Here is a 23,299-nt window from a genome sequence, read left to right as displayed (position 1 = left end):
GGAGCAGCCGCCCCTTTTAAGATTTAATCAACCTCAAAAAGAATGGCCAACTGAACTCATGTCAGAATGTCCATTAACTTTTGAAGTTTGACAACAATTAAAATTAAATAAACGGTTAACTAACATGAGTCCTTCTCCTTTCCAAATAACTAATGATTTTAATATACAAACTTTCTTACTTTTTGTCAACATTAAATTTTAATTATTCTTAGATAATTTTAATTTAATAGTGAAGATCATTTTCAGTAAGTGCTTTTCGCCGACCATCTTGCAAGATGTAAACAGCAATAATAACAAGAGCAATCCCAATTATTTCAATTAAGGTTAAGTGAAGATTAAAGAAAATCACACTTAATAACGAGGTGGTAATTGGCTGTAAAGCATCCATAATGCTTACAACATCGGAAGGAGCATATCGAGTGGCAACCATTAGTAAGCTAAACGGTAAAATTGTTCCAAAAAGCACAACAGTCGCAACGGCGGCAACTAACTCACCGCTAATCTGTGGCGGATTAACCCAAAATGGTCGGTAAATATTAAACAGGATACTTGCGATAATAGTTCCCCACCCCAACACAACAATTGGCGGATTTGAATCAGCGGCTTTTTGAGGTAAGACAACATATAGGGCTGCAGTAATTCCTGAACCAAGACCCCATAATAGTGAATCAATCGGAATGTCTAGCTGGGTAAAATTTCCTTTGGTTAAAGCAAAGAAAACCCCTAAAAGGGCTAAAACAAACGCAAGCAGGTCGCTTCTAAATGGGTGTTGACGTTTAAATATCACACCACCAAGCACAATGAATAATGGTGATAAATATTGCAGAATTGTTGCCGCTGAAGCATTTCCCTTTTGAATAGCGTAGTAAAAGGTCAATAAATTAGCCATCAACCCAAAAACAGCATAAGACAGAACAGAAATTGTTGTATCACGTCGTTTAAACACATTGAAGGTTTTTTTGCCGTACATAAACCCACTAATTACAAGTAAGATAATTCCCGCAGAAAATGTTCGAATAGAAAGCATCCACGCTGCCGGGATTGCAAGGTTTTGGGAGATTAGCTGAAGTGTCGTTCCTGAAATTCCCCACATTACTGATGCAGCTGCAGCAATGATAATCCCCTTCATTACCGGATTATTTGTTCTTTGCGCCATAAAGCACCCTTCTTCCTTTAAATTAATTCTTTTTTGTTTGCGAGTTAAGATTAAAAATTGGAATCTTAGGACCCTGAATTTTTCTGGCATCCTGGTGTGAATAATTTGACTTTCGTTCTTCAAATTGACGTTCATGCTCTCGAATATCATGAGCCGACTTCAGTCCTTGTCTGGACCAGTTTCTTAAGATGCGATCCATATACTGAAGACTTAGTGCATTATTCATTACCGCTTGTCTCAGTGCAAGATCAATAATCGCAGCTTTGTAATGATCACGATCAATCCAATCATTGACAATCTGCATTTCCATTGGTGACAACGGTCGACCGACTTCTGCCTCAATTTTGTTGAACGTTTCTTTTCGCTGATTTCCGGTATTAGCATTAACTTGTTCAGTAGCTTCCTGCTCGTTAAACGCACTAAGTTTATTTATCAGCGGTGTGAAATCCCAAAAGGCATCTTCCTTACCATCATCCAACTTACGCATCTGCTGAACTACTAGTTTATTGCTCATCATTTGGTGAAGAAGATCAAAAACTTGATTCTCGTCCGTTTGCAGGTGCTGGGCAATTTGTCGAATGTCAGGATCAATCACGCCCCGATCAAGATAAGACTTAAATTCGAGGTATACAACCAGTTGAGCCGTTGACATCCCCAATTCATGATAATGATGGAGGAGGATGTTACTGATAGAAGTTTCTCCAGCTTTAAGGTATTGGACTAGTGAATTTTCTGTCATCATGAACCCCCCTTAACAAAAATTAACCAAAAAAGATAAGGGCGTAACGATAATAAATCGTCCCCCTATCTTCACGAACTACAAATTATTAATTGTCTGAACAACTTTCCCTGTTTTGAAGTTAATCAGATCATAGCATAATTGTCCTTTGTGGTTACGATAAGTAACTTCCCAAACTACTTTATCATTAAAGACTCCTGGAGCAGCTTTTAACACTTTTTGCGGGTGATGATCCTGCCGAACTTGCTGGATTACCTGCTGCGCTGTTAAGCCACTACTCTGTTTCAATACCCGAACATTACCACCATGCTGAGGAACAACCACTAAAATCGGTTGATTTTGGTTATTTCTTCCAGCAATGGTGTAATAAGTATTTTCCCGATTATAAATATAAAAGCTCCCTGGCTCCTTGAGGTGGGCATACTTTTTTGCAATTGAAACGGTTTGTCGTCTGGCTGCCGAACGTGGCTGGTTACTGATAAGGTAAAAGATCCCCACAATAACAATAATTGCAACAATGACAATTAAAAGATTACGAATCGTTTGTCCAGTAGAACGATGTTGCTTATCACGCTGGACCTCGTGACGACTTTGCATGTAACTTCCCCTCTTTAAAAAATTATTAATCTTAGAAATTATACCAGAAATTCTTACCTTTCGTTATTTGTCCGGTGCTTTTTTAAAAAATTTTTGGCATTTTCTACCAGCTCGGTAGTTGATAATTCCTTTATCGGCAAATCTTTAGGAAGGTTCTTGAGCATTGAACTTCCGTAGCGCCGGGTATTAATTCGCGAATCAAGGATAATCCCTACTCCAAAATCATTTGGCGTTCGTAATAACCGGCCAATTCCCTGTTGGAGTCTCATGGTTGCCTTAGGAAGAGCTGCATGGTAGAACGGATTTTTCCCCTCATGTTTCAGTAAATTATTATGTGCACGCGTCATGATTTCATTTGGCGAATCAAAAGGCAAGCGGGTTATAATCAGTAGTTCTAAGGATGATTTAGGGAGATCAATTCCTTCCCAAAAACTAGCTGCGCCTAGTAAGATCGAACTTGTTCCGCTTGCAAACTGCTTTAATAATTTTTCACGGCGGCCAGTAATTCCTTGAGCCAAAATATCTCGCTGATCAAATAAGTCTGTTTCTTTAAGCTGACTATAAACCTGCTCAATTGTTACTAACGAATTAAAAAGGATCATTGTTTGGCAATGGTTGTTTTTACATAATCGATAAATCGTCTGTGCTAAATAACGAGTGTATTCCTCGTTATTAGTTTGATTCGGAATTGGTGCATCTTTAGCAACCAGCAATTCTGCCTGCTCTGCATAATTAAACGGTGAGGCAAAACGCTTTTGCAATGTGCGTCCTTTTTCTAGATCCAACTGTTCATACAAATAGTTAGAACGACTGGAAGTAAATAGCGTTGCCCCAACAAATAATGGTTGAGCAAAGTATGGATAAACGTTCTCTGTTAAGAAGTGATTAACAGCCAAGAGACCACCACTAAGTCGCATTGAACTGTGCTCAGTAGATTGCTGAACGGTGAGCCAGAAAGCAGCGGATTCACCACGTTCCTCAAGGGTTTCAATAAATTGGTGAAGCTTGTTATCTGCATCAGCAAGAACCATCCACTGACTCTGAAACTGACTCATTAAGTACCGATCACTAAATAACCACCGGTCAGCCTGCTGTTCAAAAAGGTGCCGGAGAGCCATAAAATGAAGCTGAACACTTGCTAATGCCTGTTCAAGCTGCATGATTGGTTTATTACTTGGCGTTAATAGCGAAAATAATTGCTGATTATTCAACGGCTGCTCAATTAATTCATTACTATTATTACCTTGAACATTAAGCATAAATTGACGATACAACGCCTGCTGAAACGCATCAGTGGCTTCACTAAGCGAGCGCAAATCATCTCTCAACAGTTCAACATTGTATGTCCCTAACGCATGATCTTCAAAAATATTTGCAAGGTTTCGTTCCTGATTATCGCTAACTAAGTTCTCCAACACATGGATCGCAGTTCTAATATTTTGAAAATCAAGCGTTTGCCGTGAACGACGAAGAATACTTTCGCTTAAGTGCTGAGCCTCATCAACCACTAGGTATGGTCGTCTAGTGCCATCCCCTAATTCTTGCGCATGAGCAACTAAGTAGGCATGGTTAGTAATAATTACATTTGCAGTATGTAATTGCTTTTGCCGACGAATTAAGAAGTCATCTTTATAAAACTCATTATCTTCGCGCAGAGTTTTAATACCTTGGTGACGAATTTCAGCAAAATATGGTGAACGTTGCGCATTTAAGTTTAACTCGTCAAGATCACCACTGGTAGTTTTTAGCAGCCAGACAAGAATTTTTGCCTTAATTAACTGAATATAGTCAGAATCTTCAACGATACTTAATGAATGAACAAACTTAGCCAGATCAAGATAATGCGAATTCCCCTTAATTACTACTCCATTTAATTCAAATGGTAGGAGTTTATTCAATTGCTTCATTGTCCGTTGCGCTATTTGTTGTTGCAAAAGATTAGTTGCCGTGCTGATAACAATTTTCTTATCTGGATACGCTGCATAGGCTAAGGGAAGAAGGTACCCTAATGTCTTCCCTGTTCCGGTTCCAGCTTCCACAATCATTGATTTAGGCTCATCATGAGTATAGTTATTATAAATACTATTCATCATCTTTGATTGGGTAGGACGAAATTCCAGTAAGTCACCATACAGCTTAATCTTTGCCCGCTTTGTTGATGGATAACGGACATTGGTTGCCTCTCCTAAGCTTGTTGCCGGACGAACCTTGTGGAGAACAATTCCGTGACTAACATATAGACTATCAGCTAATGGCAATGGATGAGCATCTCGCCGTTCTAGCTCCTGTTCCAAAATCATTGTCGTTTGTTGAGGCAGGTTTAATTTAAGTTCAACAAGTTTTTCAAGCGTTAGTGTCGGCAACTCTCGTAATTGCTTCATTAGGTCCACTAGTAAATGAGCAGTTGCTTCTGCATCAGAAACCGCGCTGTGAGGATGATCATGCTCAATTGATAATGAACTTGTCAAGTCTCGCAAGCGATAGCTCTTTGCAGTCGGCATTAATATTTGACTTAGCGTTACCGTATCAATGGCCTTAATTGATAACGGAGGGTAACCAGCACGTTCTAACTCGGCATTCAAAAACGGAAAATCAAAATTAACATTATGCGCCACAAAAACAGTGCCACTGAGGAGACTGTATAGTGTCCCAGCAACATCTTCAAATAACGGTGCATTCCGTACGTCACTATTTTTAATTCCTGTTAATTGAGTAATCTGCCGCGGAACCACTACTCGCGGATTAATTTTTGTTTCAAAGCGATTAATGACCTCGCCATCTTGAACAAGTACACAGCCAATCTGGATAATGCGGTCACCATGATTAACACTTGTTCCGGTCGTTTCCAGATCAACAACCGAATATATTGGTCCACGTGACTTTTTTGCTTTCTGTCGACGTTTTTTCGTTGTTGACAAACTATCACCATGTTTCATTATTTATTCGATCAAAGTTCTGTTTTTATGATACACCATTCGTTTTTTAAATTATAGTAACAATTGCCGTTGTTCTTTGGCAAATCAATAATTTTACGCTATTATTAATAATGGTATTTTACGAAGAAAGTAGGTTTTGATGTGAAAGAACAAGGAATCGGTCACAGTCATGCCAAAATAATTTTAATGGGCGAACATAGCGTGGTCTATGGTGAACCAGCAATTGCCCTTCCGCTTCCAGATGTTACGTTAACGGTAACAATTAAGTTAACGAACAAGGGAGGCCACCAAATTAAAAGCCGTTATTTTGAAGGATCATTAAATCAAATTCCCGAAAAGATGGCAGGAGTCCAACGCTTAATTTCTTCATTAATGCAGCGTTTTAATGGTGAAAGCGATCAATGGACAATGACAATTAAAAGCCAGTTACCAGCAGAACGTGGTATGGGATCATCTGCAGCAACAGCGGTCGCTATCGTTCGCGCTTTTTTTGATTTATACGAAGAAAAGCTTGGCCGCAAGCAATTGCTCCAGCTTGCCGATATCGAGGAAGAAGTAACCCACCGAAGTCCTTCTGGTTTAGATGCGGCAACTGTCAGCTCAACATCACCACTCTACTTCGTTAAGGGTCAAGCTGGAGTACCGTTGAAAATGAACTTACAGGCAACAATGGTCATTGCTGATACAGGGGTTAAGGGAGCCACTAAGGAAGCAATCATTGCTGTTAGACATGAATTAGAAACTAATCATAATGCAGCGTTAAGCCATATTAATCATTTAGGAAAACTGGTTAATCTAGCTAAGGATTATTTAAGTCATAATGAAGCAATGAGCCTTGGCATCGCACTTAATAGCGCGCAAAGCGACCTAGCTGCACTAAATGTTAGTGACGAACACTTGGATCGATTAATCGCTGCTGCTAACCATAATGGCGCATTAGGAGCTAAACTAACGGGAGGCGGTCGTGGCGGTTGCATGTTTGCAATTACCAGAACCGCGCTTGGTGCCAGAAAACTAGCAGGGATTTTAAAAGATAATGGTGCTAAGCAAGTATGGTTACAACCACTTGGGGATACGGAGGAAATAAACTAATGATCACCGCACGTGCACACACTAATATTGCGTTAGTTAAGTACTGGGGAAAAAAAGATCAAAAGCTGATCATTCCGCAAACGGATAGCCTTTCACTAACGTTAAATGAATTCTATGCTGATACAGGGGTTGAATTCAGAGACGACCTAATAGCAGATGACATTGAAATTGATGGTCAACCGATCACTGGTCGTTCTGCCGAAAAGGTTAAGAATTTTCTTGATATTATTCGGCAAATTAGTGGCAACCATAATTATGCTAAAGTTATTTCCACTAATCACGTACCAATGTCTGCAGGGTTGGCGTCTTCCGCTTCCGCATTTGCCGCCCTTGCGACTGCAGCTAGTAAGGCAGCCGGCCTAAATCTTGACCGGCGCTCCCTTTCTCGCCTTGCTCGCCGTGGCTCAGGTTCAGCTACACGTTCCATTTATGGCGGCCTTGTTGAGTGGCACCGGGGAACTGATGATCAATCTTCATTTGCTGAACCGATCATGGAAAAAGTCGATTTTGGAATTGAAATGATCGCGATCCTAATCAATACGACCAAGAAAAAAATTTCAAGTCGTCAGGGAATGCAGTTAAGTGTTGAGTCTTCACCTTATTACCCTACCTGGCGAAAAGTTGTTGCTCACGATATGGTTGCAATGAAAAAGGCTATCTCTGACAAGAAGATTGATCAGATCGGCCACATTGCTGAAGAAAATGCTCTCCGAATGCACGCTCTAACTCTTTCTGCTGATCCAGGATATACTTATTTTAATGGTGATACGATCCGCGCAATTCAGGCAGTTAATGACTTGCGTTCACACGGGGTAAGTTGTTACTATACTATGGATGCTGGTCCAAACGTTAAAGTGATTTACGATCAAAAAGATCGTGAAAAAATTGTTCAATATTTGGGGAACCTTTTCAGTAAGCAAAGGTTAATTATTTCACAGCCTGGACCAGGAGTAAAAATTATCGATAAATAGGATTTGATTGAGAGGTTTTGTAAAATTGATTACTGAAAAAGCACCTGGCAAACTTTATATTGCTGGTGAATACGCTGTTGTGGAAAATGGTTATCCGGCGATTTTAGTAGCATTGGATCAATTTGTCACTTGTTCCATTGAAGAAAGTGCTGCAGAAGTTGGTAAAATCATTAGTCGACAATATCACAATAATGCTCTACAGTGGCATCGTCTTGGGGAACAAATGGTTGTTGATAATCGTGATAACCCGTTTTCTTATATTTTGTCCGCAATCAAAGTAACTGAGGAATATGCCCGTAGTTTCGCGCGTGAATTACGGATATTCGATCTCCATATTGATAGTCAGCTGGATAGCGACTCAGGAAAGAAATACGGCCTTGGTTCTTCCGCTGCCGTTACGGTTGCCACGGTAAAAGCCCTTTGCCATTTCTATAACCTGCCAGTTACTAAGGATGAAATCTTCAAATTAGCCGCAATTGCTCACTTTGAAGTTCAAGGAAATGGATCACTGGGAGATGTGGCCGCTTCCGTTTATGGTGGTTGGATCGCCTACCATTCATTTGACCGCCAATGGCTTGCTCAGCAACGAAAATATCTTGACTTGAGAACCCTCGTTGATCTACCATGGCCTGATCTCAAAATTGAATCCTTAAGGGCGCCAAACAACCTTCAGCTCCTTATTGGATGGACTGGAAAGCCGGCATCGACTTCACAATTAGTCGATAAGATTTCCCTGTTCAAGGCTCGCCAACAAAAAGAGTACCGACAGTTTTTGGAAGATAGTAAGCACTGCATTCAGCGAATGGTTGAAGGTTTTCATAATGCTGATTTGGAGTCAATTAAAAATGAGATCCGGTATAACCGGGAATTGTTAAAGCAACTCGGTACGAACTCCGGTGTTCATATCGAAACCCCCGTCCTAAATAAACTCTGCCAAATTGCTGAAGATTTTGGCGGAGCAGCAAAGACATCCGGTGCTGGTGGTGGTGATTGTGGAATCGTTGCTATCGATCGTGATAGTAACTTCAAACAAGTATTGAAGAAGTGGGCGGCCAATAAAATCGAGCAACTCCCCCTTTCGGTTCACTTCATCGAAAATGTTAAGGGTGAGATCAAGTACCACCTCATCAAAAAATAATAGTTAATGATAAAAGAGTGTGATAATTGATCGATCATGATTCAAAAGTCACACTCTTTTAGTTAATTTTAAGTATTATTAATTCGGAAAGTTATTTTAAGGAGAAAAACTATGGAATCAAGTCATGCCCAACGAAAAAATGAGCACCTTTCGTTAGCAACTAAGCTTTATAACCAGGTCCACACCAATTCATTTAACAGTATGCAGATCATTCACAAGAGTCTTCCAGAAATTAGTCTTGATCAGGTGAACCCCGTTACTAACTGTGGAACTTTAAAGCTGGCGGTTCCCTTTTTCATTGAGGCAATGACCGGTGGCAGTCAAAATGCATTTAAGATTAATCAAGAACTTGCAATGGTTGCTAAAAAACACCACCTTGCAATGGCACTTGGCTCAGCAAGTATTATTTTTCATGATCCAACTGCTAAAAAGAGTTTTAAGGTTGTCCGTGACATTAATCCGGACGGAATTGTTATTGCTAACCTCAGTGCCAAAGCCAGTTTAGAACAGGCAAAAACGGTTATTGACCTGCTAGATGCCGATGCCCTTGAACTCCACGTTAATACTACTCAAGAATTAATTATGGATGATGGTGATCGTAACTTTCACTGGTTAACTAATATTGAATCTTTGGTTAACCGCCTTAATATTCCGGTTATTGTTAAGGAAGTTGGTTTTGGTATGGATAGTTCAACAATTAACCAGCTGCAATCAATCGGTGTTTCCATAATTAACATTAGTGGTCGCGGTGGAACTAACTTCGCTACAATCGAAGATCGACGGAATCACACAGCAGATTTTAGTTTTCTCAATTATTGGGGGCAAACAACATTAGAATCAATGTTGGAGGCCCGTGAAGCGCGTACTAAGGATACCCAAATTATTGCTTCTGGCGGAATCTGTTCCCCGTTAGACGTTATTAAAGCGGGAATCCTTGGTGCCAATGCTGTTGGCGTTGCCGGCTATTTTCTTAATATTCTCATCCATGATGGAATTGATGCACTCGATAAAGAAATTACTAATTGGCAAATGGCCCTTCCGCGACTTCTCGCCCTCCTTGGTTGTAAGTCCTTTAATGAGTTACCGTCAACTAATTTTGTCTTACACGGTGAAGAACTCGAATATGCTCAACAACGTGATTTAATTTAAGGATGGTGATTATCGAATGACAGCGTATCAAAACATTCTTTTTGACCTTGACGATACACTATTAGATTACGGAGCCGCCGAAAGCCACGCCTTAAAACAACTCTTTAGTGATTTCAACCTGAAATTAACACCAACCGTTAAACAAACATTTCAAAATTATAATGTCGGGATGTGGCAACGGTTCGAACGGAATGAACTCACCTGGGATCAACTTATGGAACACCTTTTTGCCGACTATTTTAAGGCTTACCACCAGCTAAATGTTCCTGGTAGAAAGACAATTCAAACCTACCTCAAATACCTCAGTAATAATCATCAACTGGTTTCCGGTACGCGAACAGTAATGGAGTACCTAAAGCAAAATAACTACCACGTATATGCAGTTACCAATGGGCAAAAGATAGTGCAAGATCAACGCCTGAAGGATGCTAAATTACTCCAGTATTTTGATGATATTTTTATTTCACAAGTGATTGGACTCCAAAAGCCGAACAAAGAAATGTTTGATTTTGTACTTCACCACATTAACGGTCACCGTAATAACACTTTAATGATTGGAGATTCATTAAGTTCTGATATTCAAGGCGGCATTAATGCTCATCTTGATACAGTCTGGTTCAACCCCCATTCATTGCATAATTCAACCCGCTTAAAGCCAACCTTTGAAATCCACCGTTTAACCGAGCTTAAAGCAATTCTTTAAAAAGCTGGGAATTAACCCATTTAAGAGCCTGGTGGGCTAACCTAGAACGATGAATGATGATGAAATCATCAGAGTCGTTCGTAGCCGAATAGGCTTGCTCCGCTACGTTAGACTCGAAGGCTCGGGCTACGAAACGAAGTAAGCCTATTTGGATTCCCGCGATTAGACTTAGTAAATTCAAAAATTACTGGTAATAGTAAGGGACTGGAAAAAAACAAATGTTTTTTTCCAGTCCCTTTTTATTACTACTTAATCAGGTAGTTAACTAAACCAACTTTAGTCATCCCGTCAGTAGCAATTTTTTTCAAAGCTTCAGCTGACTTAGTCATTGCTTCGCTTTCACGTTCATTTAATGGAACTTCGATAACCTTTGAAATACCAGATGCATTGATAACAGCTGGGGTTCCAAGATAGTTATCCTTAATACCATATTCACCATCAATGTAAGCACCAACTGGTAATACAGCATTTTCATCCCGGAGAATTGCCCGTGTAATTCTCATTAAGCAAGTTGCAACACCATATGCAGTAAAGCCTTTTCGGTTGATGATTTCGTAAGCCTTGTGACGTACGTCATCTTCAATCTTTAGCAATTCATCATTGCTGATGCCTTGTTCTTCACAGATTTGAAGAAGTGGCTTACCACCAACTGTTGCACTTGAGTATGCAGCAAATTCTGAATCACCGTGTTCTGCCATCACATTAGCACTAATATCAAGTGGACTAACACCCAACTTCTTTGCTAACGCAACACGTAAACGTGCTGAATCAAGCGAAGTACCGGATGAGATAACCCGGCTAGCAGGTAATCCTGAAATCTTCTGAACTGCATAGGTTAAGACATCAACTGGGTTTGTTGCAAGTAAAAGAATCCCGTCGAAACCGGTAGCCATAATACTCTTCGTAATTTGCTTCATGATTTCAAGGTTCTTTCCAACTAAGTCAAGGCGAGTTTCACCTGGCTTTTGAGCAGCCCCAGCACAAATTACAACTAGGTCTGCATCTGCACAAGCATCGTAATCAGCTTGATAAACTTGCTTCGGGGCAGTGAAAACAGTTGCGTCTTCTAAATCGAGGGCGTCACCTTCAGCTTGTTCCTTTGACAGGTTAACAATTGCTAATTCTTCAGCCAACCCTTGTTGAACTAATGCATAAGCATAAGCTGAACCAACTTGTCCGTCACCAACAAGAACAACTTTTTGATGATTTTTTGACATAATTCAGTTTCTCCTTAATGATAAATTAAATTACATGAATAAGTGGGCGTAGATTGGAACCAAGATATCCATTGCTAATGAAATAATCAGAACAGAAACACCGGCCATGGCACCTTGAACTTCACCAAGTGAAAGAGCCTTAACGGAACCAACGGTGTGCCCTGCAGAACCTAAACCTAAACCAGTAGCAACGGCTGAAATCTTCTTCAAACCAAGAACCTTAATAAGGAATTCGGCCAAAGCGTAGATAACAACGGCGTTAAGGATACATGCCATTGCAGTAACGGCTGGAACACCATGAACACCAGCAGCAATTGGCATGGCAACAGCAGTAGTTGCGGCTTGTGGCAACATTGATGCAGTTGAAGCGGCAGAAAGACCGAATAACTTACATACAAGGTTGATAAGGAACAATGAAATAAATCCACCAACGAAGCAGATTACGATAATATCGAACCAGTACTTCTTGAAAATGTTGTTAACACGGTAAACTGGAATAGCGAAGGCCATAGTAGCTGGGTTCAAGAACCAGAAAATCATGTTACCACCAGGAAGGTAGAACTTCTTGTAAACAGCAGCGGTAGTGGAACCAGTGCCCTTAGCCCAAATTGCTAAGACAACGATACCAAGTACCATTCCAACAAGTAATGGGTTAAAAAGGAAGAATCCATTACTAATCTTTGTTAACCACATACCAATTAGGTAAACAATCAATGAAATGAAGATACCAGTAAATGGTAATGCTAGATTTGTAACAATCGTATTAGCCATAATTATTGTGCCTCCCTAGTCTTCTTTAGTACCAGTGATCTTGTGGTGAATGCTCATAACAAGGGCACCAACGTAGGCAATAACAACAAGAATGATAATCGTAGCAATGATAATTACGATAACATCTTGAAGTCCTTCCTTCTTCATGATGTCAAGGTGAGCAGCTAATTGGATACCTGATGGAACGAACAGGAATGCAATTAGTCCGATCATAAAGTCACCAAACTTAGCAACTTGGTGAAGCTTAACAATATGAGTAGCCAACAGAATGTAAAGCAATACCATACCAATTAAAGGAGTTGGTACAACAAAGCTCTTTGGAAAAAGATCAGAGATCAATTGAGAAACAAATAAAATAGCAGCAAAGATTCCCATTTGAACATAAATGTTGGAATCCTTAGGTTGTTTGCCCTTTTCCATAACTTATTCCCTCCCACAGAAATAAAAATAAATTTTGTTCGGTACCGTTTTCACAGCGCCTCTTCAGTTATTTAATTTACACTTTTTTTACCATTTGTGTTGAATTTCACACTTGAATAGCCATATTTGAGGATGAAATGCCCTAACCAATAGATGAAATGCCCTCGAGATTGTTAATTTATTTACAATTAATTACTATTCAACCGATCTTTAACCATTAATTCTTTGTTAATCTTTTTCTAAATTACTGTTATATCGGCAGTTTTACTATCTTTCATCTACTTTGTACATTACTGATCGAATGATTAACTAGAAACGGGGCACGAAAAACAAAATGTTTTTCTGCCCCGTTTATTATCTTTTTAATATTCCAAAATGATTAACGCATAATCGCAGGAATTTAATTTGTTAACTATACCCCTAACGCCTTCTTAGTAGTAGCAACAAATGACCGGCTCACAGGAATTTTGCTCCCATCATCAAGGGTTAATTCGTAAGTATGATTGAAGCTTGGTTGTAATTCATGAACCTTATTAAGATTAACAACAAAGCTCCGGTGAACACGAATAAACCGGTTAGGGTCTAACAAATTAATGATACTATTGAGAGTTTGCTTACTGACGATTTCCTGATCTTCAGTATGAACAACAGCCTTTCCTGCTTGTGCTTGAATATAAAGAATATTTCGCTTCTGAATAACAATTGTTCGTTCATCATTAGTTAGTGAAATTCGTGGATTCTTCTGTTGAACGGTCACTCCATGACTGCCATTCTGGTTATCCATTAGCCTAACAACTCGTTTAACCGCGTCATTAATTCGCTCTGCCTCAAAGGGCTTTAACACATAGTCAATTGCGTCCGCCTCAAAGGCATCTAATGCATACTGGTCATAAGCAGTAGCAAAAACAATGTAAGGACAATTTTCCTTTTTCTTCAAGCCCTTGGCAAATGCCATTCCACTACCATCATCCAACTGAATATCCAAGAAGATTAAATCTGGTCGATTGTTTTTCACTTCTTCTCGAGCAGATTTAATTCCATCAGCCTCATTTATTTCGTCAATCAGGTCATTTTGTTCTAATAGATAACTAAGCTCGTCACGTGCTAATGGTTCATCATCCACAATTAAGACTTTCATTTACTTGTCCTCCCTTTTTGGTAAATGGAATGGAGATACTAACTGTTGTCCCCTGACTACTACTGGTAAAGTGAAGGCCGCTTTTCTTATCATACAATCCGATTAATCGCTGGTTCAAATTATGCAATGCAGTCCCTGAACCATGCTCAGATGGGACTGCCTGTTGGCCGAGACGCTTGATCAAGTCTGGTGAGATTCCCTGACCATTATCTTTAACCATAATTATTAACCGATCCTCTTGCTGGTAGACATCAACGGTTACGTAATTACCGATTTTCCGTTCCCCAAACGCGTGTTTTAATGCATTTTCAACCAAAACCTGAATTGTAAATGGAGGTAGCAAAACATCATCACTAACGGTCGTATGTAGTTGGACATCATATTTTCCTGGAAAACGAGTCATTTCCAAGCTAAGGTAAGCATTAACCTGTTGCCGCTCTTGAGCTAGAGTAATTTGCGTCTCTCGAGCACCAATTAAATTTGAGCGAAAATAGGTACTTAACTGCAGGAGCAACTGACGCGCCTTATTACTATCACGACGCATCATCGCACTAATCGTATTAATCGCGTTAAAGAAAAAGTGCGGGTTAACCTGTGCCTGTAGCGATTTAATTTCAGCATCACGAACTAGCCGGGCCTGCATTTCAGCATCCCCTAAGGCAATCTGGTTAGCAAAGATTCCGCCCAAACCGGTTGCTAACTGAATTTCAACCGGTGTTAGCTTCCAACTATCGGTATAATACATTTTTAAAGTCCCGACTACCCTATCTGTAACTCGCAGCGGGACAACAATCGCTGCCTGTAAGGGACAATCAATATGCGAACAGCCAATCTCCTCAGCATTCCGTGCAACTTTCACCTGACCACTCTGAATTACTGATTCAGAGAGCGTTGTCACCATCGTTTCTCCCGAAATATGGTGATCACTCCCTGCACCAATATGAGCAAGGATCGTGTTCCGATCAGTAATACTAATTGCGTCAAAGTTGGTGTATTTTTTGATAATGCGAACTACTTGCTGGGCTGATTTAACATTAAGCCCGTTACGGAAATAGGGTAGCGTCTGGTTAGTTAGCTTTAGTACCGAGTGAGTCTGTGTAGCCCGAGTTTCTTCTTCCTGACGAAGATACATCGTAATAATTGAAATGAAAATTGATGTCCCTAACGAACTGATTAAAATCATTGGAACCGCGATGTAACGGACCAATAACCATCCCGTTGGACTAAACAGAAAGACGAAAATCATCTGAATTGATTCCATCGATAAACCAACAATAAAGCTCCGCCATGGCGTCATTACCGTAAACGAACTATTTTTATCCTTATACAAATAACCAGACAACAATCCAATCAGTGTTGAACTGGGAATATAAAACCAAGCTTCACTAGCAAAGCCAGCTTGAAAAGCCCGGTGAAGTCCAGCGATCAAGCCGACCGAACCACCAACCCATGGTCCACCAATAATTCCTGCCGTAGTTACGGCAAGGATTCTGGCATTAACAACCGAATAGTCATGAGAAACAGCCGTTAGCAAAACTTTATTATGCAGCTCATTAGCCGGGTCAATTTCAATTCCCGTAATATTTGCCATAATTGCAAATAGTGAGAAGATTACCACTAACTGTAACTTTGCCGTAAGTGTTTGAGCAAAGAGGCAACGACGAAACGCTGGAATGTTAACCAAGAGGAAAGCACAAATAATAACAAAGCCGACCCGCTCGGTCATTAAAATTGTTAGATATAACATGCGCTTATTAACTCCACTTATTGCTGCGTTCCAGTATTAATTACTGGTTGCGTTCCTCGTTCACTAATGATCGCAACCATAATATTATTAATAATTTGTAAACGCTGTTCGTCCGTTAATTCTAAATCCGCTTCCTTTGCCAAGCGATCTATTGCATTCTCAGTAATTGATACAGCGCCCTCAACAATAATCTTTCGGGCAGATAAGATTGCTGATGATTGTTGCTTTTGCAGCATTGCACTAGCAATTTCAGTGGCATAAGCAAGGTGGGTCAACCGAGTTTCAACAATTTTTACTCCGGCAACATTTAACCGTTCCTGTAACTCACTTGCTAACCGGTTAGATACCTCAGTTGGGTTACTTCGCAGAGTCAATGCATCCTCATTTTCAAATGTATCGTAAGGATATTCACTGGCAACGTGACGAATGGCTGACTCACTTTGAATTTGAACAAATTGTTCGTAATCATCAACCGAAAAGAGGGCCTTAGCGGTATCAACTACTTTAAAAACAATTACCGCAGCAATCTCAACCGGATTTCCTTTTGAATCATTCACCTTAAGAATTTGACTATTAAAGTTCCGAACCCGAAGAGAAACGGGTTCCTTATCGGTAAACGGTACGGTCATGAATAGTCCTGCATCCCGAATTGTCCCGATGTAATTACCAAAGAACGTTAATGCCTTGGCTTCATTCGGCTGAATAATCGTTAAACTACTCGAAAGGACTAGAATAAGCACCACTAACACAATACCTACTATCATGCTTATTAAGTGACCAAATCGAAAGCCACTATATATGAGCCAAAGTCCTACTAGTCCACCAAGAATTGCTATTAATAAACCCAAATAACCATTAACATGAAATGCTTGTTTTTCTTTCATTTTATTTAACTCCTCTAAAATCTTAACCCCTTTGGATAAAAGTTTTTCACCGTTTTTTGCACTAATTTTCCAAACCCACATGAATGTTTATTACAAACCAGCAGGTACCAGCCACTAGCTAACTCTTTATCAATTGCGATCGTATCACCATGGACATATTGCCGCCACTGCTCTTCACTCAATTCGAGCGTTGTTTTAACTTCAGTTGGCTTTAACGCTAGCGCTAATGCTAACGATGGTTCAAATCGTCGTTTCTTAAATGTCCCAAGATGCAATCCAGGCCGAAGAATATTGAGATCATCAATTTCATCAATTCCGACTGGCAAATCATATAGCTGTTCACCAAACAAAACTAATCTAGTGGGTTGATAGTTAGGAATAACTGCGTCCCGGAAACTATTAAACAGTGCTTGCTGATCCTTAGTCAAGGAATACGAGTTTGCGTGTTTTTTCTTCCGTCGCTTCTTTCGTAAAGGCTTTTCAGTAACAGGAGTACCATAACGAAACTTAGCAATAAAGTGCCCCTCGCCTTTGATATGATGAGGGAAAAGACGAATTGTCTTTGCTAATTTCTGATTGCCATCTGCCCATTCAGGACGACCATGATCCATCCCCGGATATGCTTTAATCTCTTCCATTTGCATTGCAGGATAATTTTTAAGAATCCAACTAGCATTCTGTTCATCTTCTTCAGGAGCAAACGTACAAGTTGAATAAACCAAAGTACCACCCGGCTTTAACATTCTAATCGCTGAAGCAATAATTTTACGCTGACGATTAGCACATTCCGCTGGATAATCTGAATTCCAATATTCAATCCCAGCCGGTTCTTTTCTAAACATTCCTTCGCCAGAACACGGAGCATCGATTAATATTCGGTCAAAGAACTTTGGGAACTGCTTTTCTAGTTTTTCTGGACTTTCATTCATCACCACTGTATTCCGAGTACCCCATCGTTCCAAATTCTCCGCTAAAATCAAAGCCCGCTTCCGAAAAATTTCATTAGCAACCAATAATCCTTGATCCCTCATCAAAGAAATTAAGTGGGTCGATTTTCCTCCTGGCGCCGCACAGAGGTCAAGGACCCGTTCTCCTGGTTGTGGGTTCACCACTTCTCCTACATACATTGCGGAAGGTTCCTGACTATATACCCAACCAGTAACATGATCCAGGGATTTCCCATTAACTTGACCATAATATCCGGTAGGGACGTACGGCACTTTCCCCTTGGCTTGACTAATTGTCTCCTGTGGCAAGCCATCCTTCAGTGGGTTAACCCGAAAGCCGCTAAAACTTTGTTCATTCAATGCTGCTAAAAATGCTGAGGCTTCACTCCCCAACAATTGCTGATACTTAGTTTTAAATGCACTTGGTAGCTGCATTCTCTTAATCACTCCATCACTTTAATCTTAAACAAATTATAACTTATTTTAATCCGTTCCTAAACATTTCCCGAAAGCATTCTTGGAATTCATTTAACTTTTTCTTAATTCCAGGTATAATAGTTAATTATTCGTAATAAAGGAAAGTGACACGCTTAATGGATCAACACCTCATTGCCATCGATCTGGATGGAACCACTCTCAATAATCAGTCAAAATTAACTGCTGAAACTGTTAATACGTTACGGGCTGCTGCTAAGGACGGTCACATTGTTAGTATTATTACCGGCCGGCCTTACCGAATTGCTCAACACATTTACGATCAAATCGGGATTCAAACGCCAATGGTTAATTTCAACGGTGCTCTAACCCATATTCCCCACCAAAACTGGGATAAGGAATATGAAATTGAATTAACAAAAGAACTGGCATTAGATCTTCTGGCACATAGAGAAGAATTGGGAATTGATACCATTACCGTTGAAAGTAAGGAGCATTTCTGGGCGAACCAGGCAACTAAAGATGTCCCTGAATTTCTTCCCAACCACCTTAAGCCTAGTCAGTTACTGAGTGAAAGGAATCTTAGTGATAATCCGATCGCAATGACAATCGAATACCAGCCAGATAGTAAAGAAAAGATTATCCGCGCAGTCAACGACAAATACGGTGACTTCGTTGAACCTCGAGTCTGGGGCGGCCCATATAATATTCTTGAACTAATTCATCGTGGGACCCATAAGGAATCAGGGATGTTCTATATTGCTAAGCAGTACGGGATTGACCGTACCCACATTATTGCTTTTGGGGACGAGAAGAACGATCAAGAAATGATCGCTGCTGCCGGTCGTGGTGTTGCAATGAATAATGCAATTCCTGAAATCAAGGCCATTGCAGATGATGTTACCCCAATCGATAACGAACATAATGGTCTCGCAGAATACTTAAGAGATTATCTGAAATTAGCTTAAAAGCCGCTATAGTAAAAAAGCAACCTAAGATTAACTCAAAATGAGGACAATCTTAGGTTGTTCTATTTTAAATGATTTGCCTAAAGAAAATTAAACTTCAGGATCACCAGTAAATTTACCAATAACTGGCAAATCCTCAAGAACCCGCTTCATATGAAGTGAGCGTTGAATTGCAGCGCTAACGTCATGACCTGCTAAATTGCCATGATGCTTACCGTTACGCCAAGCCGGGACATTACTGACGTCATAAACCACTCCATCAATTGCGACATAAGCTGGGTTGCCATCTTGGCCATTGTATTTTGCAAGTTCTTCAGCAGTAAAGGTTCTTGTAGTCATACTAAAATATTCCTCCCGATACTCATTGTTGATTTTATTATAGCACTTTTAATTTACCGATTAAGACAATCTCAATCAGCACTTTAGTAATAAAACAAAAATGAGATGAAAATTAATTTTATCGTAAATAATACCTATATTATATAACAACTATCAAAAATATTGTTATAATATAAAAGAAGGTGATTCTGCAATCATTTTCGCTAAATACTTCTACTTGGGGATCACGGTGTGTCATGTTATCGCGATCCTCAATTTTTATTTGATCAGGTTGTCTAAAAAGGTCACGATGTAATACAGTAACATTGCAGCGATAATAAGGGAAAGAACATCTCTAACCTGGCGCCAAATATTTTTCTTCATTCCATAACCCCCTTGAATCAATATTTCATATTATACACCACCTTTCATGCTCAATCGCTAAACTTTTAATTGCATTTTAAATTAAGGCGTGTATAATGCGTTGTCAAACAGGGATTTAATAATCCCAAAGCAAAATAATCGATGTCAGTGAGCATCATTTTGGAGGAATTAAATATGGAACAGACAAGCAATCATGTCGGCCAAGCAATGACCAAAAACCAGAAATGGGTTCTAGCATCTACTGCATCTGGGTTTTCATTAGAAAATATGGATATTATGTTTTTGTCATTTGCCCTTGCACCAATTATCGCTAGCCTACATATTTCAAGTACGGCTGCCGGATGGATTGGTTCTATTACTAACCTTGGAATGTTAGCGGGTGGTACGATATTCGGCCTTGTCGGTGATCGAATCGGTCGTGTAAAAACATTTACTTACACGATCTTTATTTTTGCCTTGGCAACTGCTGCAATGTTCTTCGCCCACTCATTACCAGCTATTTACCTTTGCCGTTTTCTAGCTGGGATTGGTGCTGGTGGTGAGTACGGTGTAGGGATTGCGCTAATTGCCGAGAACTTTGAACCTCACCTTATCGGCCGATTGACTTCTGTTGCAGCTATTGGTGGCCAAGTCGGTGCGATTTTTGCTGCTATAATGGCTGCCTACATCATCCCCCATTTTGGATGGAACGCCCTTTTCCTTTTAGGTATTATTCCAGTAATCCTCACCTTCTTTATTCGACGTCACGTTCACGAAAGCCAAGAATTTATTGTTGCCCACCAAAAGACGATTGCTAATCACCAAAGAATTTCTGTTGGTCGTCTTTTTGCTACACCACGATTAGCCATGCAAACTCTTGGCTTAATGATAATGACGATTGTTCAAATCGCTGGATACTTCGGTCTAATGAACTGGCTTCCATCCATTGTCCAAAAGCAGCAAGGACTGTCCGTTTCGGGGTCATCAATTTGGATGATCGCGACCATCATTGGAATGAGCATCGGAATGCTGGTCTTTGGAACAGTAATGGATAATTGGGGACCACGCTGGGCCTTTGGCATCTTTCTTCTTGGTTCCGCTACGGTAATGTTTACCATTCTCATGGTCCAAAGCTCCCTTGCCCTCATCCTTGTCGGTGCACTAATTGGCTTCTTCTCTAATGGAATGTTCGGCGGTTATGGTGCAGTTATCAGTCAGCTTTACCCAACTGCCATTCGTTCCACTGCCAACAGTATCATTATGAATGTTGGTCGAGCAATTGGCGGATTTTCATCAGTAGTTATTGGATTGCTGATGGATCACTACTCATTAGGAGTAACAATGGGTTTCTTATCAGCACTTTATATTCTCAGTTTTATTGTTATGTCTTCATTACCTGGGATGCGAAAAATTGCTAATAATCATTAACAACAAACGAAATAAGGTTCAGAGCTCAAACAAGCGAACTCTGAACCTTTTATTATATTGATAATAAACCTTATTTCTCGTCAACTTCCTCATCAGTCTTAAGGACAGCCATAAACGCTTCTTGAGGAATGTCAACTTTACCAACAGCCTTCATCCGCTTCTTTCCGCGCTTTTGCTTTTCAAGAAGCTTAGCTCGCCGATCAGGATCCCCCGTATGGATTCGTGCAGTAACATCTTTGCGGTAAGCTTTAATATTAGTCCTGGCAATGATTTTTGAACCAATTGCTGCCTGAATTGGGATCTCAAAGTTTTGCCGTGGAATAATCTTCTTAAGCTTAGAAGTAATGTCACGACCCCGTTCCGCAGCAAAGTCTTTATGGGCAATAAAGCTTAATGCATCTACCTTATCGCCATTTAGCAAGATATCAATCTTGACTAACTTGCTTGGCTTATAGTCATCAATCTCATAGTCAAGAGATGCATAGCCACGAGTCGAGCTCTTCAGCTTATCAAAGAAGTCAAAGATAATTTCTGACAATGGAATATGATAGATTACGTTTACCCGCGTATCACTTAAGTATTCCATCGTTTCAAAAATTCCCCGTTTTCGCTGACAAAGTTCCATTACTGGTCCAACATAATCATTCGGAACCATAATTGAAGCTTTAACATAAGGTTCCTTAATATCCTTAATCGATGATGCATCCGGCATTTCAGCAGGATTTTCAACTTCCTTTGTAGTCCCATCTGCTAAGTCAACATGGTAAGTAACGGATGGCGCTGTGGTAATTAAATCAAGGTTAAATTCCCGTTCAAGCCGTTCTTGAATTACATCCATGTGCAACAAACCTAAGAAACCACAACGAAACCCAAAGCCCAACGCTTGTGATGATTCAGGTTCAAACGTTAGTGCTGCGTCATTCAATTGCAACTTTTCTAAAGCATCACGCAAATCATTGAACTTGGCATTATCAGTTGGGTATAGACCAGCATAAACCATTGGGGTCATTTGCCGATAACCTTCTAGCGGTTTAGCAGTTGGATTATTAGCATCCGTAACAGTATCACCGACCCGCGTATCTTTAATATCCTTAATCGCGGCGGTAATATAACCTACATCCCCGGCCATCAGAACATCGCGCGCTAATGGCTTAGGCGAGTTAATCCCGACTTCAGCAACCTCATACTCGGTACCACTATTCATTAGCCGAATCTTATCGCCCTTTTTTACGGTTCCTTCAAATACCCGAACACTAAGGACTACTCCACGGTAATCATCATATTTTGAGTCAAAGATCAAAGCCTTTAATGGGGCCGTCAGATCACCAGTTGGTGCCGGAACCTTCTTCACAATTTCTTCTAGGACCTGATCAACTCCTAATCCAGTCTTTGCACTAACATCCAGCGCATCATCTGTATCAAGACCAATTTCATCCTCGATTTGCTTCTTTGTTCCTTCAGGATCCGCAGATGGTAGATCAATTTTGTTAATTACCGGTAAAATCTCCAAATCATTATCCAAAGCCAGATAAACATTCGCTAAGGTTTGTGCTTCTACTCCCTGAGTAGCATCAACGACTAACACTGCTCCTTCACAAGCAGCTAATGATCGAGAAACCTCATATGAAAAATCAACGTGACCTGGAGTATCAATCAAATGAAAGATATAGTCTTGGCCGTCCTTAGCATGATAAGTTAGGGCAACCGCGTTTAACTTGATGGTAATCCCCCGTTCACGCTCTAGTGGCATATCATCAAGGACCTGATCCTTCATTTCCCGCTTACTAATTGAATCCGTCATTTCCAAAATACGGTCGGCAAGGGTCGATTTACCGTGATCAATGTGGGCCACAATTGAAAAGTTACGAATCCGCTTTTGCCGTTCTTTCATTTCATCAAGATTCATTGTCATGAATTAGTTCACTACTTTCTAAACTTGTAAATACTAATACTAGTATACCAAAGACCATCCGCGCTTGAAAAGCCAATCAAACCAGCATTTAACAAAGCTAAATAAAATAGAATAAGCCAGCAATTCCGCTTCAAAGGTCGGATATTACTGGGTATACACTTTCTGGTATTGATAAAAAATCAATGCCAGTTTTTTTGTACACAAAAAGGACAACTGCTGTCCTCGTGTTGTACAATCAATTCACCACAAAAATCATGTAAAGAAGGTTAT

General features: G+C 40.1%; 20 protein-coding genes. 7 read left to right on the top strand and 13 right to left on the bottom strand.

Going from position 1 to position 23,299, the window contains the following annotated elements:
- Positions 1–223: 223 nt before the first annotated feature.
- The 4 genes from HUK45_RS04170 to HUK45_RS04155 all read right to left on the bottom strand — a co-directional run bounded on the left by HUK45_RS04170 (position 224) and on the right by HUK45_RS04155 (position 5,410).
- Positions 224–1,156, bottom strand: coding sequence for a DMT family transporter (locus HUK45_RS04170; protein ID WP_191911220.1), 933 nt, complete (start codon positions 1,154–1,156; stop codon positions 224–226).
- A gap of 22 nt (positions 1,157–1,178) precedes the next feature.
- Positions 1,179–1,895, bottom strand: a complete 717-nt coding sequence (locus tag HUK45_RS04165; RefSeq protein WP_191911288.1) for a DnaD domain-containing protein — start codon at positions 1,893–1,895, stop codon at positions 1,179–1,181.
- A gap of 78 nt (positions 1,896–1,973) precedes the next feature.
- The gene (locus HUK45_RS04160; protein WP_191911219.1) at positions 1,974–2,492 is read right to left on the bottom strand and encodes a cell wall elongation regulator TseB-like domain-containing protein; all 519 of its coding nucleotides are present in this window, start codon (positions 2,490–2,492) and stop codon (positions 1,974–1,976) included.
- Between the two features lie 53 nt (positions 2,493–2,545).
- Positions 2,546–5,410: a helicase C-terminal domain-containing protein gene (locus HUK45_RS04155; RefSeq protein ID WP_191911287.1), complete on the bottom strand. Its 2,865-nt coding sequence runs from the start codon at positions 5,408–5,410 to the stop codon at positions 2,546–2,548.
- Between the two features lie 159 nt (positions 5,411–5,569).
- Here HUK45_RS04155 and mvk point away from each other — a divergent pair, with 159 nt between their 5' ends.
- The 5 genes from mvk to HUK45_RS04130 all read left to right on the top strand — a co-directional run bounded on the left by mvk (position 5,570) and on the right by HUK45_RS04130 (position 10,481).
- The gene (gene mvk / locus HUK45_RS04150) at positions 5,570–6,520 is read left to right on the top strand and encodes a mevalonate kinase (protein ID WP_191911218.1); all 951 of its coding nucleotides are present in this window, start codon (positions 5,570–5,572) and stop codon (positions 6,518–6,520) included.
- Positions 6,520–7,491: a diphosphomevalonate decarboxylase gene (gene mvaD, locus HUK45_RS04145; protein ID WP_191911217.1), complete on the top strand. Its 972-nt coding sequence runs from the start codon at positions 6,520–6,522 to the stop codon at positions 7,489–7,491. The genes mvk and mvaD overlap by 1 nt, the downstream gene beginning before the upstream one ends.
- Before the next feature lie 25 nt (positions 7,492–7,516).
- Positions 7,517–8,629 carry a phosphomevalonate kinase gene (locus tag HUK45_RS04140; protein ID WP_191911216.1) on the top strand — a complete coding sequence of 371 codons (1,113 nt, stop codon included), beginning with the start codon at positions 7,517–7,519 and terminating at the stop codon, positions 8,627–8,629.
- A gap of 111 nt (positions 8,630–8,740) precedes the next feature.
- Positions 8,741–9,778, top strand: a complete 1,038-nt coding sequence (gene fni, locus HUK45_RS04135) for a type 2 isopentenyl-diphosphate Delta-isomerase (RefSeq protein ID WP_191911215.1) — start codon at positions 8,741–8,743, stop codon at positions 9,776–9,778.
- Between the two features lie 16 nt (positions 9,779–9,794).
- On the top strand, positions 9,795–10,481 hold the full coding sequence (locus HUK45_RS04130) for a YjjG family noncanonical pyrimidine nucleotidase (protein WP_191911214.1): 687 nt from the start codon (positions 9,795–9,797) through the stop codon (positions 10,479–10,481).
- A 245-nt stretch (positions 10,482–10,726) separates the two neighbouring features.
- On the opposite strand, the gene HUK45_RS04125 is transcribed toward HUK45_RS04130, so the two are convergent.
- From HUK45_RS04125 to HUK45_RS04095, 7 genes are all read right to left on the bottom strand, one after another.
- A complete protein-coding gene (locus HUK45_RS04125; RefSeq protein WP_003716953.1) occupies positions 10,727–11,698 on the bottom strand; it encodes an L-lactate dehydrogenase in 972 nt (323 codons plus the stop codon).
- Between the two features lie 30 nt (positions 11,699–11,728).
- Positions 11,729–12,469, bottom strand: a complete 741-nt coding sequence (locus tag HUK45_RS04120) for an LrgB family protein (RefSeq protein ID WP_182581543.1) — start codon at positions 12,467–12,469, stop codon at positions 11,729–11,731.
- 15 nt (positions 12,470–12,484) lie between these two features.
- Positions 12,485–12,889 (bottom strand): CidA/LrgA family protein, encoded by a 405-nt coding sequence (locus tag HUK45_RS04115; RefSeq protein WP_191911213.1) that lies wholly within the window; start codon positions 12,887–12,889, stop codon positions 12,485–12,487.
- Between the two features lie 412 nt (positions 12,890–13,301).
- The gene (locus HUK45_RS04110) at positions 13,302–14,027 is read right to left on the bottom strand and encodes a LytR/AlgR family response regulator transcription factor (RefSeq protein WP_191911212.1); all 726 of its coding nucleotides are present in this window, start codon (positions 14,025–14,027) and stop codon (positions 13,302–13,304) included.
- On the bottom strand, positions 14,005–15,774 hold the full coding sequence (locus tag HUK45_RS04105) for a sensor histidine kinase (RefSeq protein WP_191911211.1): 1,770 nt from the start codon (positions 15,772–15,774) through the stop codon (positions 14,005–14,007). Before HUK45_RS04105 ends, HUK45_RS04110 begins: the two co-directional genes overlap by 23 nt.
- 17 nt (positions 15,775–15,791) lie before the next feature.
- Positions 15,792–16,658: an SPFH domain-containing protein gene (locus HUK45_RS04100; protein ID WP_191911210.1), complete on the bottom strand. Its 867-nt coding sequence runs from the start codon at positions 16,656–16,658 to the stop codon at positions 15,792–15,794.
- 14 nt (positions 16,659–16,672) lie between these two features.
- Entirely contained in the window at positions 16,673–18,040 is a 1,368-nt protein-coding gene (locus HUK45_RS04095; RefSeq protein ID WP_191911209.1) for an RsmF rRNA methyltransferase first C-terminal domain-containing protein, read from the bottom strand.
- Between the two features lie 158 nt (positions 18,041–18,198).
- On the opposite strand from HUK45_RS04095, the gene HUK45_RS04090 reads away from it, so the two are divergent.
- Positions 18,199–19,008: a Cof-type HAD-IIB family hydrolase gene (locus HUK45_RS04090; protein WP_191911208.1), complete on the top strand. Its 810-nt coding sequence runs from the start codon at positions 18,199–18,201 to the stop codon at positions 19,006–19,008.
- A gap of 90 nt (positions 19,009–19,098) precedes the next feature.
- Here the strand turns inward: HUK45_RS04090 and HUK45_RS04085 are convergent, their stop codons facing one another.
- Positions 19,099–19,347: a cytochrome b5 domain-containing protein gene (locus tag HUK45_RS04085; protein ID WP_191911207.1), complete on the bottom strand. Its 249-nt coding sequence runs from the start codon at positions 19,345–19,347 to the stop codon at positions 19,099–19,101.
- 537 nt (positions 19,348–19,884) lie between these two features.
- Here HUK45_RS04085 and HUK45_RS04080 point away from each other — a divergent pair.
- A complete protein-coding gene (locus HUK45_RS04080; protein WP_191911206.1) occupies positions 19,885–21,117 on the top strand; it encodes an MFS transporter in 1,233 nt (410 codons plus the stop codon).
- Between the two features lie 70 nt (positions 21,118–21,187).
- Here the strand turns inward: HUK45_RS04080 and lepA are convergent, their stop codons facing one another.
- The gene (gene lepA, locus HUK45_RS04075) at positions 21,188–23,023 is read right to left on the bottom strand and encodes a translation elongation factor 4 (RefSeq protein WP_148444538.1); all 1,836 of its coding nucleotides are present in this window, start codon (positions 23,021–23,023) and stop codon (positions 21,188–21,190) included.
- Positions 23,024–23,299: the final 276 nt, after the last annotated feature.

This window comes from Limosilactobacillus urinaemulieris, from assembly GCF_014838745.1.
GTDB classification, from domain to species: Bacteria; Bacillota; Bacilli; order Lactobacillales; family Lactobacillaceae; genus Limosilactobacillus; species Limosilactobacillus urinaemulieris.
Note: the sequence above shows the minus strand (reverse complement) of the source record. Positions and strands in the feature narration are given on the sequence as shown.